The sequence below is a fragment of the Streptomyces sp. NPDC102278 genome, assembly GCF_044766345.1.
In the GTDB taxonomy this organism is placed as follows: Bacteria; Actinomycetota; Actinomycetes; order Streptomycetales; family Streptomycetaceae; genus Streptomyces.
This window is the reverse complement of sequence record NZ_JBIWLV010000006.1, coordinates 97,643-113,315: the sequence shown is the minus strand read 5'-3', so window position 1 is coordinate 113,315 and position 15,673 is coordinate 97,643. Positions and strand designations below refer to the sequence as shown.

Annotated in this window: 15 protein-coding genes; 11 read left to right on the top strand and 4 right to left on the bottom strand. The window is 71.2% G+C overall.

The annotated features are described in order from the left end of the window. Window positions 1–25: 25 nt before the first annotated feature. Complete coding sequence (locus ACIRO3_RS17295; RefSeq protein ID WP_404137326.1) at window positions 26–499, bottom strand: GNAT family N-acetyltransferase; 474 nt, start codon at window positions 497–499, stop codon at window positions 26–28. A gap of 169 nt (window positions 500–668) precedes the next feature. Here ACIRO3_RS17295 and thrS point away from each other — a divergent pair, with 169 nt between their 5' ends. Then, window positions 669–2,645, top strand: coding sequence for a threonine--tRNA ligase (thrS, locus tag ACIRO3_RS17290; RefSeq protein WP_404137323.1), 1,977 nt, complete (start codon window positions 669–671; stop codon window positions 2,643–2,645). Window positions 2,646–2,660: 15 nt separating this feature from the next. Here the strand turns inward: thrS and ACIRO3_RS17285 are convergent, their stop codons facing one another. Further along, the gene (locus ACIRO3_RS17285) at window positions 2,661–3,350 is read right to left on the bottom strand and encodes an ion channel (RefSeq protein WP_361783154.1); all 690 of its coding nucleotides are present in this window, start codon (window positions 3,348–3,350) and stop codon (window positions 2,661–2,663) included. Between the two features lie 67 nt (window positions 3,351–3,417). On the opposite strand from ACIRO3_RS17285, the gene ACIRO3_RS17280 reads away from it, so the two are divergent. Next, on the top strand, window positions 3,418–3,978 hold the full coding sequence (locus ACIRO3_RS17280; protein WP_404137319.1) for an HIT family protein: 561 nt from the start codon (window positions 3,418–3,420) through the stop codon (window positions 3,976–3,978). A 58-nt stretch (window positions 3,979–4,036) separates the two neighbouring features. On the opposite strand, the gene ACIRO3_RS17275 is transcribed toward ACIRO3_RS17280, so the two are convergent. Together ACIRO3_RS17275 and ACIRO3_RS17270 are read right to left on the bottom strand one after the other, a co-directional pair. Continuing rightward, entirely contained in the window at window positions 4,037–5,701 is a 1,665-nt protein-coding gene (locus ACIRO3_RS17275; RefSeq protein WP_366000867.1) for a hypothetical protein, read from the bottom strand. A 158-nt stretch (window positions 5,702–5,859) separates the two neighbouring features. Next, window positions 5,860–8,055 carry an elongation factor G-like protein EF-G2 gene (locus tag ACIRO3_RS17270; RefSeq protein WP_404137316.1) on the bottom strand — a complete coding sequence of 732 codons (2,196 nt, stop codon included), beginning with the start codon at window positions 8,053–8,055 and terminating at the stop codon, window positions 5,860–5,862. A gap of 242 nt (window positions 8,056–8,297) precedes the next feature. Here ACIRO3_RS17270 and pgsA point away from each other — a divergent pair, with 242 nt between their 5' ends. From pgsA to ruvA, 9 genes are all read left to right on the top strand, one after another. Continuing rightward, a complete protein-coding gene (pgsA, locus tag ACIRO3_RS17265) occupies window positions 8,298–8,957 on the top strand; it encodes a phosphatidylinositol phosphate synthase (protein WP_404137313.1) in 660 nt (219 codons plus the stop codon). Next, on the top strand, window positions 8,957–9,862 hold the full coding sequence (locus ACIRO3_RS17260; protein WP_361783169.1) for a phosphatidylinositol mannoside acyltransferase: 906 nt from the start codon (window positions 8,957–8,959) through the stop codon (window positions 9,860–9,862). Before pgsA ends, ACIRO3_RS17260 begins: the two co-directional genes overlap by 1 nt. Further along, window positions 9,859–11,019, top strand: coding sequence for a glycosyltransferase family 4 protein (locus tag ACIRO3_RS17255; protein WP_404137310.1), 1,161 nt, complete (start codon window positions 9,859–9,861; stop codon window positions 11,017–11,019). Before ACIRO3_RS17260 ends, ACIRO3_RS17255 begins: the two co-directional genes overlap by 4 nt. A 145-nt stretch (window positions 11,020–11,164) precedes the next feature. Next, complete coding sequence (locus ACIRO3_RS17250) at window positions 11,165–11,704, top strand: hypothetical protein (RefSeq protein WP_053676655.1); 540 nt, start codon at window positions 11,165–11,167, stop codon at window positions 11,702–11,704. Between the two features lie 138 nt (window positions 11,705–11,842). After that, complete coding sequence (gene pdxS, locus ACIRO3_RS17245) at window positions 11,843–12,760, top strand: pyridoxal 5'-phosphate synthase lyase subunit PdxS (RefSeq protein WP_361783175.1); 918 nt, start codon at window positions 11,843–11,845, stop codon at window positions 12,758–12,760. A gap of 5 nt (window positions 12,761–12,765) precedes the next feature. After that, window positions 12,766–13,359 carry a pyridoxal 5'-phosphate synthase glutaminase subunit PdxT gene (gene pdxT / locus ACIRO3_RS17240; RefSeq protein ID WP_361783178.1) on the top strand — a complete coding sequence of 198 codons (594 nt, stop codon included), beginning with the start codon at window positions 12,766–12,768 and terminating at the stop codon, window positions 13,357–13,359. Window positions 13,360–13,416: 57 nt separating this feature from the next. Then, on the top strand, window positions 13,417–14,169 hold the full coding sequence (locus ACIRO3_RS17235; RefSeq protein WP_267797473.1) for a YebC/PmpR family DNA-binding transcriptional regulator: 753 nt from the start codon (window positions 13,417–13,419) through the stop codon (window positions 14,167–14,169). A 169-nt stretch (window positions 14,170–14,338) separates the two neighbouring features. Beyond that, window positions 14,339–14,905, top strand: coding sequence for a crossover junction endodeoxyribonuclease RuvC (gene ruvC / locus ACIRO3_RS17230; protein WP_404137305.1), 567 nt, complete (start codon window positions 14,339–14,341; stop codon window positions 14,903–14,905). Then, window positions 14,902–15,534, top strand: coding sequence for a Holliday junction branch migration protein RuvA (gene ruvA / locus ACIRO3_RS17225; RefSeq protein WP_361783184.1), 633 nt, complete (start codon window positions 14,902–14,904; stop codon window positions 15,532–15,534). Before ruvC ends, ruvA begins: the two co-directional genes overlap by 4 nt. Window positions 15,535–15,673 lie beyond the last annotated feature (139 nt).

Below are 15,673 nucleotides of genomic sequence, written 5' to 3'. Positions count from 1 at the left end.
AATAAACCACTCACACTTTTCGGTGTCAACGGATCGGGGGAGGGGGATTCCGGGAGAACGCGGCCATCCGCAGTCCCGGGACAGGCTCGAAGTCCTCGCCGCGCACGAAGCCGAGACGCTCGTACAGGGCCACGGCGGGCGCGTTCGCGGCGCCGGTGGTGACGGTGACGGGGCGGTCGGCCGGCAACCGCGCGCACAGCAGCGAGGCGACTCCCCGACGGAACCACGCCGGGTCCACGCACAGCCGGTCGACGCACACGCCGCCGTCCTCCGTGTCCTCCCACGCCAGGAATCCGGCGAGCGTGCCGTCCCGTGCGACGGCGCCGATCCAGCGCAGCGGCCGCTCCCGCATCTCGTCGAGGCTCTCGCGCAGGGCGGGGATGCCGTCGAAGCCGATGAGCGCGGCCTCCACGGCGTACGCGGCCCGACCGACGCGGTGGACGGCGGCGGCGGTGGGGTCGTCGATGAGGTCCAGCGGGCGGACGAGGACTTCCGGCACGGCGGTTCGCTCCAGGGGGTGGGGTGGCGGCGAAACGGTACCCCGACCGGTCGCCGCCGGGGCGGGCGTCGGGCTCCGGCGAACAACCGTTTAACGGTGGCGCCCCCCGGCTCGGTACGATTCAGGCGCGCAGTGTTCGCTCGCGCACCCCCTGAGTCAGGAGAGACCGGTGTCAGACGTCCGTGTGATCATCCAACGCGATTCCGAGCGGGACGAGCGCGTGGTGGCCACGGGCACTACGGCGGCGGAGCTCTTCGCCGGCGAGCGCACCATCGTCGCCGCGCGCATCGCGGGTGAGCTGAAGGACCTCGCGTACGAGGTTCGGGACGGGGAGACCGTCGAACCGGTGGAGATCTCCTCCGAGGACGGCCTGAACATCCTGCGCCACTCGACCGCGCACGTCATGGCGCAGGCCGTGCAGGAACTCTTCCCCGAGGCCAAGCTCGGCATCGGCCCGCCGGTCCGCGACGGCTTCTACTACGACTTCGACGTCGCGAGGCCCTTCACCCCCGAAGACCTCAAGGCCGTCGAGAAGAAGATGCAGGAGATCCAGAAGCGCGGGCAGCGGTTCGCCCGCCGCGTGGTCACCGACGAGGCGGCCCGCGAGGAGCTCGCGGACGAGCCGTACAAGCTGGAACTCATCGGCATCAAGGGTGCGGCCTCCACCGACGACGGCGCCAACGTCGAGGTGGGCGGCGGCGAGCTGACCATCTACGACAACCTCGACGGCAAGACCGGCGAGCTGTGCTGGAAGGACCTCTGCCGCGGTCCCCACCTGCCCACCACCCGCAACATCCCCGCCTTCAAGCTCATGCGCAACGCCGCCGCCTACTGGCGCGGCAGCGAGAAGAACCCGATGCTCCAGCGCATCTACGGCACCGCGTGGCCGTCGAAGGAGGAGCTGAAGGCCCACCTCGACTTCCTCGCCGAGGCCGAGAAGCGCGACCACCGCCGGCTCGGCACCGAGCTCGACCTGTTCTCCGTACAGGACGAGATCGGCTCCGGCCTGGCCGTCTTCCACCCGCGGGGCGGCGTCATCCGTCGCACCATGGAGGACTACTCGCGCAAGCGGCACGAGGAAGAGGGCTACGAGTTCGTCTACACCCCGCACGCCACCAAGGGCGCCCTCTTCGAGAAGAGCGGGCACCTGGACTGGTACGCGGAGGGCATGTACCCTCCCATGCAGCTCGACGGTGGTACCGACTACTACCTCAAGCCCATGAACTGCCCGATGCACAACCTGATCTTCGACGCGCGCGGCCGCTCCTACCGCGAACTGCCGCTGCGCCTGTTCGAGTTCGGCACCGTGTACCGGTACGAGAAGTCCGGCGTGGTGCACGGCCTGACCCGCTCGCGCGGCTTCACCCAGGACGACGCGCACATCTACTGCACCAAGGAGCAGATGGCGCAGGAGCTCGACCGCACCCTGACCTTCGTGCTGAACCTGCTCCGCGACTACGGCCTGACCGACTTCTACCTGGAGCTGTCGACCAAGGACCCGGAGAAGTTCGTCGGCTCGGACGAGGTCTGGGAGGAGGCCACCGCCGTCCTCCAGTCGGTCGCCGAGAAGCAGGGCCTGCCCCTGGTCCCGGACCCGGGCGGCGCCGCGTTCTACGGCCCGAAGATCTCCGTCCAGTGCCGTGACGCGATCGGCCGCACCTGGCAGATGTCGACCGTGCAGCTCGACTTCAACCTGCCGGAGCGCTTCAACCTGGAGTACACCGGCCCCGACGGTTCGCGGCAGCGCCCGGTCATGATCCACCGTGCGCTCTTCGGTTCCATCGAGCGGTTCTTCGCGGTGCTGCTGGAGCACTACGCGGGCGCCATGCCGCCGTGGCTGGCCCCCGTCCAGGCCGTCGGCATCCCGATCGGCGACGGGCACGTCGAGTACCTCCAGGAGTTCGCCGCCGAGGCGAAGAAGCAGGGGCTGCGGGTCGAGGTGGACGCCTCCTCGGACCGGATGCAGAAGAAGATCCGCAACCACCAGAAGCTCAAGGTCCCGTTCATGATCATCGTCGGTGACGAGGACATGGCCGCCGGCACCGTCTCCTTCCGCTACCGCGACGGTTCGCAGGAGAACGGCGTGGCCAAGGACGAGGCCCTGGCCAAGCTGGCCAAGGTCGTCGCGGACCGCGTCCAGGTCTGACCGTCCGGCGGCACGTCAGGACGGAGCCCCCGGGGAACTCTGATTCCCCGGGGGCTCCTTCTCGTCCTCCCGGCGGAAGACCTGGATCAGCCAGGACGAGAAGGAACCGGTCACCGCGCCCAGCAGGGCCACGCCGAAGACCATCATCACGACCGCGATCAGCCGCCCCACCGGGGACACCGGGGTGATGTCCCCGTAGCCCACCGTCGTCAGCGTCTGGCTCACCCACCACAGCGAGTCCCCGAAGGTGCGGATCGTGGAGCCGGGGATCAGCCGCTCCTCGTGGTAGACGCACAGCGCCCCCGAGAACCCGAGCAGGACCGCCGAGAGCCCGGCGTACGTGATCACCCGCTCGTACAGCCCCCGGCGCGGACGGTTCTGCCTGGCCTGGACCGCGTCGTGCACCTTGACCATCCGCAGCGGCCGCAGCAGCGGCAGGATGACCACGAGGGTGTCCAGCCAGTGGAGCCGGACGAAACGGAGCGGGCTCTCGCGGCTCAGCACCATCCGGACCACGAAGTCCACGATGAAGCAGAGCCACATCAGCAGGACCAGCAGGCCGGCGACGTCCCGCCAGACGTGGTCCGCCTTGTGGGCGAGTACGCGGACCGCGTATCCCGCGATGAAGATCAGGGAGGCGTAGAACAGCGGCAGCTCGGTCCGGCGTTCCCAGGCCTTGTCGCGGGGCTCGACATCGGGATGCATGTGCCCAGCATCGGGGCGGGGGCCCCCGCCTTCGCCCCGGCGACACGCCCCGCGGGGGCAAGGTCATATGCTGCATCCCATGACGATTGAGCCGGAGCAGCAGATCGGTGTGGGCACGCAGGACGCGTTCCAGCGTCTGTGGACGCCCCACCGGATGGCCTACATCCAGGGGGAGAACAAGCCGACCGGCCCGGAGGCCGGGGACGGCTGTCCCTTCTGCGGGATTCCGGAGATGTCCGACCAGGACGGCCTGGTCGTGGCCCGGGGCAGGCACGTCTACGCGGTGCTCAATCTGTACCCGTACAACGGTGGCCACCTGATGGTCGTCCCCTACCGGCACGTCGCCGACTACACGGACCTCGACGCCGCCGAGACCGCCGAGCTCGCGGACCTGACCAAGCGGGCCATGGTCGCCCTGCGCAAGGCCTCCGGGGCGCACGGGTTCAACATCGGCATGAACCAGGGCGCGGCGGCCGGCGCCGGCATCGCCGCGCACCTGCACCAGCACATCGTGCCGCGCTGGGGCGGGGACACGAACTTCATGCCGGTCGTCGGCCACACCAAGGTGCTGCCGCAACTCCTCGCGGACACCCGCCAGATGCTCGCGGACTCCTGGCCCACCGACTGAGACGCGGCGCACGGCCGGGGCCTGGGCCGGGCGGCCCGCGCCGCCCGGCCGGCCGGACCTACGCGTCGTAGACGTCGGCCTTGCGCGGCGACGGCTCCTGGATCAGGCCGCTCATGATCGAGGAGCGGTTGGTGAAGCGGTCGGTGTCCACGCCGTTCTCCTCCAGGACCTTGAACGCGGCGGTGTGCACCGAGCGCAGGACCGGGGCCACGGTGCGCAGGGCGTCGTCCGCCATGAAGCGGTGGCGCCACATCGAACCGGCCCACACGTGCCGCAGCCCGAACGGCTCGGGCAGGATCAGCTTGCCGCCGAAGTACTCCAGGACCGGCGGGTACCAGGTCAGCGAGGCGCGCACGGCCAGGCGGACCACCTCCGTCGCGTCCACCAGCGGGAGCTGTCGCTCGACCGTCTCCCAGAAGCGGACGGACTTGGACACCTCGACCGTCTTGGGCGCGGACTTCGTGGTGAACAGACCGTGCACGGGGCCCAGGGCGTGGGCGGTGACGTCCACCCGCAGCGTCTTGTAGAGCACCGTGACGGTGACCAGCATGGTGATGACGAGCTGCCCGTCCCAGAGCGGGTACTGGATGCCCAGGTAGTGCCGGTTGCCGGCGCTGAACTGCTGCTCGTTGCAGATCCGGGTGATCTCGTGCGGCTTCACCAGGAAGGTGTCCACGTCCTCGCCGGTGGGCCGGGCCACCTCGGCCGCGCCCTCGCCGATCGGGGTGACGATCCAGTGCTGGATCGACGCGGTCGGGAAGCCCCCGGTGTGCAGGGGGCCGCGCTCCAGCTTGCGGAGTTGGGTGTCGATCGCTCGTATGACGTCCCAGCTGCGGAAGGGATGGATGTCGGCGCCCTCGGTCCTCGGGGTCAGCTCCTCGGCCATCTGCCAGCTGCCCCAGCGGGTGCCCATGCCGAGGATCCCCTTGGGGCCGGCGTAGAAGGCGGAGTTGCTGCGGTCCTCCGCGGTGAGCTTCGCCAACTGGTGGCGCAGGTCCTCGCGGGCCTTCTCGTCGGGATTGCCCGGCACCGCCTCGGGGATCTTGGCGGCGACGCCCCCGCCGCCCAGCAGCCCGTCCCAGCGGGAACGCATGTCGACGGCGGTCGCCTCGCAGATCCGGCGGGCCAGGAACCAGCCCAACGCCGGAGCGATGATCATCGCGCGCAGGTATATCCCGAGGAACCCGGTGAAGGGCAGCCGGAACATCAACACCGCCACGACTATGGCGACGCCCACGAGCAGGGCCGTGACCAGCCACGACCGCTTGCCCTCGCCCTTGCCCAGGGACTTGCGGAGCTGGAACAGGCCCAGCCACAGCAGCAGCCCGGGCAGGAAGAGCACCCCGCAGACCAGCACGATCATGCGCAGCTTGCGGTCGCGCTCCTTGCGGATGCGGGAGGCGGCCAGGCAGTGCTCGACGACGGTCTGCGGATCGGCGCCGAAGGACTGGATGAGCGGCTTGCGGCCGGCGCCGAGGGTGCGCGCCTCGACCGCGCGGCAGAAGGCCTCGCCCAGGTTGGGCTCGAAGAGGGAGATCTTGGGCGCCTTGACCTTCGACTCGTGGAGGTCGTTGTTGGCCTTGAGGATCTCCTCCAGCTTGCCGTCGCGGTACGCGGCGGACGCCAACGCGTTGGTCGCGGCGGTCTGCCCACCGCCTCCCTGGAGCGGAACCTGCGCCCCGGGCCTGAAGTCGAAACCGTCGTCCGCCACCGTTGCCCCCATCGCCGTGCGCCTGTGCCCACTGCCGACCCGCGCCTGCCGTCTTCCTGCCCCGCGCCGCCGAAAAGCCTATCGGCGCGGCCTGCCCCATGGTCATGGGACAGGGAAATACCGCCCACCGCAAGCGGGTTGGGTGGGCGGTCGCCGCAGCGCTATGTCAACTACGTTCCCTTCTCGGCCTGTTCGCGAATCTTTTCCGCCAATTGTGGTGGCATGGGCTCATGGCGGGCGTACGCGCGACGGAACCCGCCCGTGCCGTGCGACACGGACCGCAACTCCACCGCGTACCGGCCGATCTCGATCTCCGGGATCTCCGCGCGCACCCGCGTCCGCCCCGGCCCGGCCCGGTCGGAGCCGACGACGCGGCCGCGTCGCCCCGCCAGGTCGCTCATGACCGGGCCGACGTACTCGTCCGGTACCAGTACGTCGAGCTCGGCGACCGGCTCCAGGAGGTGCATGGTCGCCTCGGCGGCGGCCTCGCGCAGGGCGAGCGCGCCCGCGGTCTGGAAGGCGGCGTCGGAGGAGTCCACCGAGTGCGCCTTGCCGTCGAGCAGGGTGATCCGTACGTCCACCAGCGGGTACCCGGCCGCGACCCCGCGGGCGGCCTGGGCGCGGACGCCCTTCTCCACGGACGGGATGAACTGGCGGGGCACCGAACCGCCGACCACCTTGTCGACGAACTCCACGCCGCTGCCGGGCGGGAGCGGCTCGACCCGGATCTCGCAGATGGCGAACTGCCCGTGGCCCCCGGACTGCTTGACGTGGCGGCCGCGCCCGGTGGCCTCGGCGCCGAAGGTCTCGCGCAGGCTGACCTTGTGGGGGACGGGGTCCACCTGGACCCCGTAGCGGGTCCGCAGACGTTCGAGCACGACGTCCTGGTGGGCCTCGCCCAGGCACCACAGGACGAGCTGACGCGTGTGGGGGTTCTGCTCCAGCCGCAGCGTCGGGTCCTCGGCCACGAGGCGGGCCAGCGCCTGCGAGAGCTTGTCCTCGTCGGCCTTGCCGTGGGCCTCGACGGCCAGGGGCAGCAGCGGATCGGGCATCGACCAGGGCTCCATCAGGAGCGGCCGGTCCTTGGCGGACAGGGTGTCGCCGGTCTCGGCGCGGGTGAGCTTCGCCACGCTGGCGAGGTCGCCGGCGATGCACCGGGCGAGCGGTCGCTGGTGTTTGCCGAAGGGGGAGGAGAGGGCCCCGATCCGCTCGTCCACGTCGTGGTCCTCGTGCCCGCGGTCCGCGAGCCCGTGCCCGGACACGTGCACCGTCGCCTCCGGGACCAGGGTGCCGGAGAAGACGCGGACCAGGGAGACGCGGCCGACGTACGGGTCGGAGGAGGTCTTGACGACCTCGGCCACCAGGGGGCCGTCGGGATCGCAGGTGACGGCGGGCCGGGCGGCGCCGTCCGGGGCGGTGACGGCGAGGGGGGCGCGTTCCGCGGGGGTGGGGAAGCCGCCGGTGACCAGTTCGAGGAGTTCCACCGTCCCCAGGCCCTGGCGGGCCCCCTCGGCGGCCGGCGCCGCCATCAGGACGGGGTGGAAGGTGCCCCGGGCGACGGCCCGCTCCAGATCGTCCACGAGGGTCTTGAGATCGATGTCCTCGCCGCCGAGATAGCGGTCCATGAGGCTCTCGTCCTCGCTCTCCGCGATGATCCCCTCGATCAGGCGGGAGCGCGCGTCGGTGATGAGGGCGAGCTCCGCGGGGTCCGGGTCGCGTTCGACGCGTTCCCCGGAGCCGTAGTCGTACACGCGCCGGGAGAGCAGGCCCAGCAGCCCGGTGACGGGGGCGTGCCCGTCCGGGCCCGCGGGCCCGTGCAGGGGCAGGTAGAGCGGCACGACGGCGTCCGGGTCCTCGGCGCCGAAGACCTCCCCGCAGACGCCGGCCATCTGGGCGTAGTCGGACCGGGCCGCCTCCAGGTGCGTGACGACGATGGCCCGGGGCATGCCGACGGCCTCGCACTCCTCCCAGACCATGCGGGTGGCGCCGTCGATCCCGTCGCCGGCCGAGACGACGAAGAGGGCCGCGTCCGCGGCGCGCAGACCGGCCCTGAGCTCACCGACGAAGTCGGCGTATCCCGGAGTGTCCAGGACATTGATCTTGATCCCGCCCCATTCGACGGGGACGAGGGAGAGCTGGACGGACCGGTGGCGACGATGTTCGATCTCGTCGTGGTCGGAGACGGTGGAGCCGTCCTCGACCCGGCCGGCGCGGTTGACGGCCCCGGCGGTCAGCGCCAGGGCCTCGACCAGGGTGGTCTTGCCGGCGCCGCTGTGGCCGACCAGCACGACGTTCCGTACGGAAGTGGGCCGGTCGGCCGTCAGTGCCCTGCCGGCGGCCCCGGCTTGGTGTGATGTGGCTCCCATGATGCTCGTGCCTCCCGTTGTCGCGGTGAGGAGGATGATCGGGGTCCTTCGAGCTTTGCACCGGTGTCACACCACGTCCATACGTCGTACCCGCCGCCGTCCGGAGCGTGGAGAGGGGGCGGCGCGGGGATTGTCCGGGGCGAACCGGTGGGTGCGCGGCGCCCGGGGCGCGGGGCGCCGGCTACGATGGGCCAGCCGGTGGCCGCTGTGGCCGCGCGGCCCAGCGACCCTCCGGGAAGGCCATGCTGAACAAGTACGCGCGTGCATTCTTCACGCGTGTTCTCACGCCGTTCGCCGCATTTCTCCTCCGTCGGGGGGTGAGCCCGGACGCCGTCACCCTCATCGGCACCGCCGGAGTGGTGGCCGGAGCGCTGGTCTTCTTCCCCCGGGGCGAGTTCTTCTGGGGCACGATCACCATCACCCTCTTCGTCTTCTCCGACCTGGTCGACGGCAACATGGCCCGCCAGGCCGGCGTCTCCAGCCGGTGGGGCGCGTTCCTCGACTCCACGCTCGACCGCGTGGCCGACGCGGCCATCTTCGGCGGGCTCGCGCTCTGGTACGCGGGCGGCGGGAACCACGACGTGCTGTGCGCCGTGTCGATCTTCTGCCTGGCCAGCGGCCAGGTGGTCTCCTACACCAAGGCCCGCGGCGAGTCGATCGGCCTGCCGGTGGCCGTCAACGGGCTCATCGAACGGGCCGAGCGCCTGGTGATCACCCTCGTCGCGGCCGGCCTCTCCGGGCTGCAGACCTTCGGCGTCCCCTCCTGGATCGGGGTGCTCCTGCCGATCGCCCTGTGGGTGGTGGCGGCGGGCTCCCTCGTCACGCTGATCCAGCGGGTGGTCACCGTACGCCGTGAGGCGGCGGAGGCCGACGCGGCCGCGGCCGAGGGCGGTGTCGTCTGATGGGCGCCGCACAGGACAAGCTCGTCGACGGCCTCTACGGGCTCGGCTGGGCGGGTGTGAAGAAGCTCCCGGAACCCGCGGCGGTGGCCCTCGGCCGCCGGATCGCGGACTACGTCTGGAAGCGGCGCGGCAAGAGCGTGCTGCGCCTGGAGTCGAACCTGGCCCGCGTGGTCCCGGACGCGACCCCCGAGGCCCTGCGCGAGCTGTCGCGGGCCGGCATGCGCTCGTACATGCGGTACTGGATGGAGTCCTTCCGACTGCCCACGCTGGACCCCAAGCGGTTCGGCACGGACGTCGAGATGAAGGACGACCACATCCTGCGCGAGGCGCTGGCCACCGGACGCGGGGTCGTGGTCGCCCTGCCGCACCTGGCGAACTGGGACCTCGCCGGCGCGTGGGCCACCGGCCACATCGGGGTGCCGTTCACCACGGTCGCCGAGCGGCTCAAGCCCGAAAGCCTCTACGACCGCTTCGTGGCCTACCGGGAGAGCCTCGGCATGGAGGTGCTGCCGCACAGCGGCGGCGCCGCCTTCGGCACCCTCGCGCGACGGCTCCGCTCCGGGGGACTGGTCTGCCTGGTCGCCGACCGGGACCTGTCGGCCTCCGGGGTCGAGGTGGACTTCTTCGGCTCGGCGGCGCGCATGCCGGCCGGACCGGCGCTGCTGGCCCAGCAGACGGGCGCGGTGCTGCTCCCGGCCACCCTGTACTACGGGGACAGCCCGAAGATGTACGGCCGGATCCACCCCGAGGTGCCCGTACCGGAGAACGGCACCCGGATCGAGAAGACGGCCGTCATGACCCAGGCCGTCGCCGACGTGTTCGCCGGGGGGATCGCCGAGCACCCCGAGGACTGGCACATGCTGCAACGGCTGTGGCTGGACGACCTGGAGGAACGCGCGCAGTGAAGATCGGCATCGTGTGCCCGTACTCGTGGGACGTACCGGGCGGCGTCCAGTTCCACATCCGTGACCTCGCGGAACACCTGATCCGCAGTGGCCACGAGGTGTCGGTGCTGGCCCCCGCGGACGACGAGACCCCGCTGCCGCCCTACGTGGTCTCGGCGGGACGGGCGGTGCCGGTGCCGTACAACGGGTCGGTGGCCCGGCTGAACTTCGGCTTCCTGTCCGCGGCCCGCGTACGACGCTGGCTCCACGACGGGATCTTCGACGTGATCCACATCCACGAACCGGCCTCACCGTCCCTCGGCCTGCTGTCCTGCTGGGCGGCGCAGGGACCCATCGTGGCCACGTTCCACACCTCCAACCCCCGCTCGCGCGCGATGATCGCCGCGTACCCGATCCTCCAGCCGGCGCTGGAGAAGATCAGCGCCCGCATCGCGGTGAGCGAGTACGCGCGACGGACCCTCGTGGAGCACCTGGGCGGGGACGCGGTCGTCATCCCCAACGGGGTCGACGTGGACTTCTTCGCCAAGGCCGAACCCAAGGCGGAATGGGGCGGACAGACCCTCGGCTTCATCGGCCGGATCGACGAGCCCCGCAAGGGCCTGCCCGTGCTCATGGCCGCCTTCCCCAAGATCGTGGAGGCCTGTCCGGACGTACGCCTCCTCGTGGCCGGCCGCGGCGACGAGGAGGAGGCCGTGGCCTCGCTGCCCGCCGACCTCCGCTCCCGGGTCGAGTTCCTCGGCATGGTCTCGGACGAGGACAAGGCGCGGCTGCTGCGCAGCGTCGACGTGTACGTCGCCCCCAACACCGGCGGCGAGAGCTTCGGCATCATCCTCGTCGAGGCCCTCTCGGCCGGCGCCGCGGTGCTGGCCTCGGACCTGGACGCCTTCGCCCAGGTGCTGGACCAGGGCGGCGCGGGCGACCTCTTCACCAACGAGGACGCCGACTCCCTGGCGGCCGGGGCCATCACCCTCCTGCGGGACCCGGAACGCCGGGCGGAACTCAGCACCCGCGGCTCGGCGCACGTGCGGCGCTTCGACTGGTCGACGGTGGGAGCGGACATCCTGGCCGTCTACGAGACGGTGACGGACGGCGCGGCGGCGGTCGCGGAGGACGAACGAGTGGGTTTGCGCGCCAGGCTGGGCTTCTCGCGGGACTAGGTCCTTCCCCTCGGATCCTGCCGGCGAGATCATTTCGCCCGCGGGTCGGGTCCGCGGATCCCGCCCGCGGGCCGGGTCGGGGCGGTCCGGGGGCCCACGGGGCCGGGCCGGGTGACGGGTCCCGCGAAAGGTAGAGTCGCGGCCCGTGATCGAAACCCTTGTCTGGATTGCCCTGGGCCTCGGCGTCATCGGGGTCTACCTCAGTTGGACCGCCGGTCGGCTCGACCGGCTGCACTCGCGGATGGACGCCGCCCGGGCCGCCCTCGACGCGCAGCTCGTGCGGCGGGCGTCGGTGGTGCTGGAGGTGGCCACCTCGGGGGTGCTCGACCCCGCCTCGTCGCTGGTGCTGTACGAGGCCGCGCACGGGGCCCGGCAGGCCGAGGAGGAGCACCGCGAGGTGGCCGAGAGCGAGTTGAGCCAGGCGCTGCGCGCGGTGTTCGCCGACGTGGACCAGGTCGAGGTGCTGAAGGCCGCCCCCGGCGGCGCGGAGGCCACCGAGGAACTGGCGGCCGCCGTCCGCCGGGTTCCGATGGCCCGCCGCTTCCACAACGACGCCGTCCGGGCGGCCCGCGCGCTGCGCCGGCACCGCAAGGTCCGCTGGTTCCGCTTGGCCGGACACGCCCCCTTCCCGCTCGCGTTCGAGATGGACGACGAGCCCCCGGTGGATCTTGCGGAGCGGCCGTAGCGGGCCCCACTTGTACCCAATGGCCAAATCGGAAGGAGCCACCGGCTCCTCATTGGCCCTTGCAGTGGACTGGTCGTGGGGGGTTTGCTCAGTGCAGTACCACCGCAGCACCCGTCTTCCTTCGAGTGAGGTCAATCCGTGAGCACGCTTCCCTCCACCCCGCAGTCCGCTGAGTCCGCGATCGGCACGTCCCGCGTCAAGCGCGGCATGGCCGAGCAGCTCAAGGGCGGCGTGATCATGGACGTGGTCAACGCCGAGCAGGCGAAGATCGCCGAAGACGCCGGCGCCGTGGCCGTCATGGCCCTGGAGCGGGTCCCCGCCGACATCCGCAAGGACGGCGGAGTGGCCCGGATGTCCGACCCCAACATGATCGAAGAGATCATCGAGGCCGTCTCCATCCCCGTCATGGCCAAGTCCCGCATCGGCCACTTCGTCGAGGCGCAGGTGCTGCAGTCCCTCGGCGTCGACTACATCGACGAGTCCGAGGTCCTGACCCCGGCCGACGAGGTCAACCACTCCGACAAGTGGGCCTTCACCACCCCCTTCGTCTGTGGCGCCACCAACCTGGGCGAGGCCCTGCGCCGCATCGCCGAGGGCGCGGCCATGATCCGTTCCAAGGGTGAGGCCGGCACCGGCAACGTCGTCGAGGCCGTCCGCCACCTGCGCCAGATCAAGAACGAGATCGCCCGCCTGCGCGGCTACGACAACAACGAGCTGTTCGCCGCCGCCAAGGACCTGCGCGCCCCGTACGAGCTGGTCAAGGAGGTCGCCGAGCTCGGCAAGCTCCCGGTCGTGCTGTTCTCCGCCGGTGGCGTCGCCACCCCGGCCGACGCCGCGCTGATGCGCCAGCTCGGCGCCGAGGGCGTCTTCGTCGGCTCCGGCATCTTCAAGTCCGGCGACCCGGCCAAGCGCGCCGCCGCCATCGTGAAGGCCACCACCTTCTACGACGACCCGAAGATCATCGCCGACGCCTCCCGCAACCTGGGCGAGGCCATGGTCGGGATCAACTGCGACACCCTCCCCGAGTCCGAGCGCTACGCCAACCGGGGCTGGTAACAAGCATGAGCAGCACCCCCGTCATTGGTGTCCTGGCTCTTCAGGGCGATGTACGGGAGCACCTGATCGCCCTGGCCGCGGCGGACGCCGTGGCCAGGCCGGTCCGGCGTCCCGATGAACTCGCCGACATCGACGCCCTGGTGATCCCCGGCGGCGAGTCCACGACCATGTCGAAGCTCGCCGTGCTGTTCGGAATGCTGGAGCCGCTGCGCGAGCGCGTCCGGGCCGGGATGCCGGTCTACGGCACCTGCGCCGGCATGATCATGCTCGCCGACAAGCTCCTGGACGGCCGCGAGGACCAGGAGACGCTGGGCGGCATCGACATGATCGTCCGCCGCAACGCCTTCGGGCGCCAGAACGAGTCCTTCGAGGCCCGGATCGACTTCGCCGGCATAACCGGCGACCCCGTCGAGGGTGTCTTCATCCGCGCCCCGTGGGTAGAGTCGGTCGGCGCCTCGGTCGAGGTGCTCGCCACGTACGACGGCCACACGGTCGCGGTACGGCAGGGGAACGTGCTCGCCACGTCCTTCCACCCGGAACTGACCGGCGACGACCGCGTTCACGCGTACTTCGTCGACATGGTGCGCGCGGGGCTGTAACGGCGTCCCGGTAGGATCTGAGGCGAACACTGTTGGTGACGCGAAGGAGACAGGCAGATGTCCGGCCACTCTAAATGGGCTACGACGAAGCACAAGAAGGCCGTGGTTGACGCCAAGCGCGGCAAGCTCTTCGCGAAGCTGATCAAGAACATCGAGGTCGCGGCCCGCATGGGCGGCGCCGACATCGATGGCAACCCGACGCTCTTCGACGCCATCCAGAAGGCCAAGAAGAGCTCGGTCCCGAACAAGAACATCGACTCCGCGGTCAAGCGCGGCGGCGGCCTCGAAGCCGGCGGCGCCGACTACGAGACGATCATGTACGAGGGCTACGGTCCGAACGGCGTCGCGGTGCTCATCGAGTGCCTCACCGACAACCGCAACCGCGCCGCGTCCGACGTGCGGGTCGCGATGACCCGCAACGGCGGCTCGATGGCCGACCCGGGTTCCGTCTCGTACCTGTTCAACCGCAAGGGTGTCGTCCTGCTGCCCAAGGGCGAGCTCTCCGAGGACGACGTCCTGGAGACGGTGCTGGAGGCCGGCGCCGAAGAGGTCAACGACCTCGGCGACAGCTTCGAGATCATCAGCGAGGCCACCGACATGGTCGCGGTCCGCACCGCGCTCCAGCAGGCCGGCATCGACTACGACTCGGCCGACTCCAACTTCCTGCCGACCATGCAGGTCGAGCTGGACGAGGAGGGCGCGCGCAAGATCTTCAAGCTGATCGACGCGCTGGAGGACAGCGACGACGTGCAGAACGTCTTCGCCAACTTCGACGTCCCGGACGAGGTCATGGAGAAGGTCGACGCCTGAGCCACAGGCCCTCGCCGCAGCACAGCAGACGTGAACGGCCCGCCGGATCGATCCGGCGGGCCGTTTCGTTGGTCGGCGGTCGCCGAACACGGCGGGTCCGTCCCGGGCGTTCGCCGCCGCTGTCGGTGGTGGCCGGTAGCCTGCACACCTGCGTGAAGGAGGAGGGGACGTGCGAGTGCTCGGTGTGGACCCGGGGTTGACCCGATGCGGTATCGGGGTGGTCGAGGGCGTCGCGGGTCGCCCGTTGAAGATGCTGGGCGTGGGGGTCGTACGGACTCCGGCGGACGCCGAGATCGGCCTGCGGCTCGTCGCCATCGAGCAGGGCATCGAAAGCTGGCTCGATGAACACCGCCCCGAACTCGTCGCGGTGGAAAGGGTGTTCAGCCAGCACAACGTCAGCACCGTCATGGGGACCGCGCAGGCCAGCGCCGTCGCCATGCTCTGCGCCGCCCGCCGCGGACTGCCCGTCGCCCTGCACACCCCCAGCGAGGTCAAGGCCGCCGTCACCGGCAGTGGCCGCGCCGACAAGGCGCAGGTGGGAGCCATGGTCACCCGCCTGCTGCGGCTCGACGCGCCCCCGAAGCCGGCCGACGCCGCCGATGCCCTGGCCCTCGCCATCTGTCACATCTGGCGGGCCCCCGCCCAAAACCGTCTCCAGCAGGCGGTCGCCCTGCACGCCGCGTCCGCCGCGCGCGGCTCCGCCCCCGTCCCCGCCCGGAAAGGCCGTACCCGATGATCGCCTTCGTCAGTGGCCAGGTCGCCGCCCTCGCCCCCACCCTCGCCGTGATCGAGGTGGGCGGCGTGGGCATGGCCGTGCACTGCACGCCGAACACCGTCTCCGGCCTTCGACTGGGTGAACCCGCGCGGCTGGCGACCTCCCTGGTCGTGCGGGAGGACTCGCTGACCCTGTACGGCTTCGCCGACGACGACGAGCGGCAGGTCTTCGAGCTGTTGCAGAGCGCCAGCGGGGTCGGGCCGAGGCTGGCCCAGGCCATGCTGGGCGTGCACAGCCCCGACGCGCTCCGGTTGGCCGTCTCCACGGGCGACGAGAAGTCCCTGATGGCGGTGCCCGGCATCGGCAAGAAGGGGGCGCAGAAGCTGCTGTTGGAGCTCAAGGACAAGCTGGGCGCGCCGCTGGGCACGAGCGGCCTGGTCGGGGCCCAGCGGGCCGCCGCGACCGGACCCGCGCCGTGGACGGAGCAGCTCGCGGCGGCGCTGATCGGGTTGGGGTACGCCTCCCGGGAGGCGGAGGAGGCGGTCTCGGCCGTCACCCCGCAGGCCGAGGAGGCCATCGCCGCCGGCGCCCCGGCCCCCGTGCCCCAGCTCCTGCGCGCCGCGCTCCAGTCCCTGAACCGGGCCCGCTGACCCGGCGGCCCATGCCCGCGACGCGACGACCGACGGGGGTACCGGGCCGCCGCGCGACCCCGACAGCCGGCGACCGGACCGGCGGGGCGCCGACCGCCGGGGCCCCGACAACTGCGGCCCCGACAGCCGCGGCCCCGCC

Coding starts and splice junctions, on each gene's coding strand:
- ACIRO3_RS17285 (WP_361783154.1), bottom strand. CDS start 3,350: ATGCATCCCGATGTCGAGCCCCGCGACAAGGCCTGGGAACGCCGGACC.
- ACIRO3_RS17280 (WP_404137319.1), top strand. CDS start 3,418: ATGCTGCATCCCATGACGATTGAGCCGGAGCAGCAGATCGGTGTGGGC.
- ACIRO3_RS17275 (WP_366000867.1), bottom strand. CDS start 5,701: ATGGGGGCAACGGTGGCGGACGACGGTTTCGACTTCAGGCCCGGGGCG.
- ACIRO3_RS17270 (WP_404137316.1), bottom strand. CDS start 8,055: ATGGGAGCCACATCACACCAAGCCGGGGCCGCCGGCAGGGCACTGACG.
- pgsA (WP_404137313.1), top strand. CDS start 8,298: ATGCTGAACAAGTACGCGCGTGCATTCTTCACGCGTGTTCTCACGCCG.
- ACIRO3_RS17260 (WP_361783169.1), top strand. CDS start 8,957: ATGGGCGCCGCACAGGACAAGCTCGTCGACGGCCTCTACGGGCTCGGC.
- pdxT (WP_361783178.1), top strand. CDS start 12,766: ATGAGCAGCACCCCCGTCATTGGTGTCCTGGCTCTTCAGGGCGATGTA.
- ACIRO3_RS17235 (WP_267797473.1), top strand. CDS start 13,417: ATGTCCGGCCACTCTAAATGGGCTACGACGAAGCACAAGAAGGCCGTG.
- ruvA (WP_361783184.1), top strand. CDS start 14,902: ATGATCGCCTTCGTCAGTGGCCAGGTCGCCGCCCTCGCCCCCACCCTC.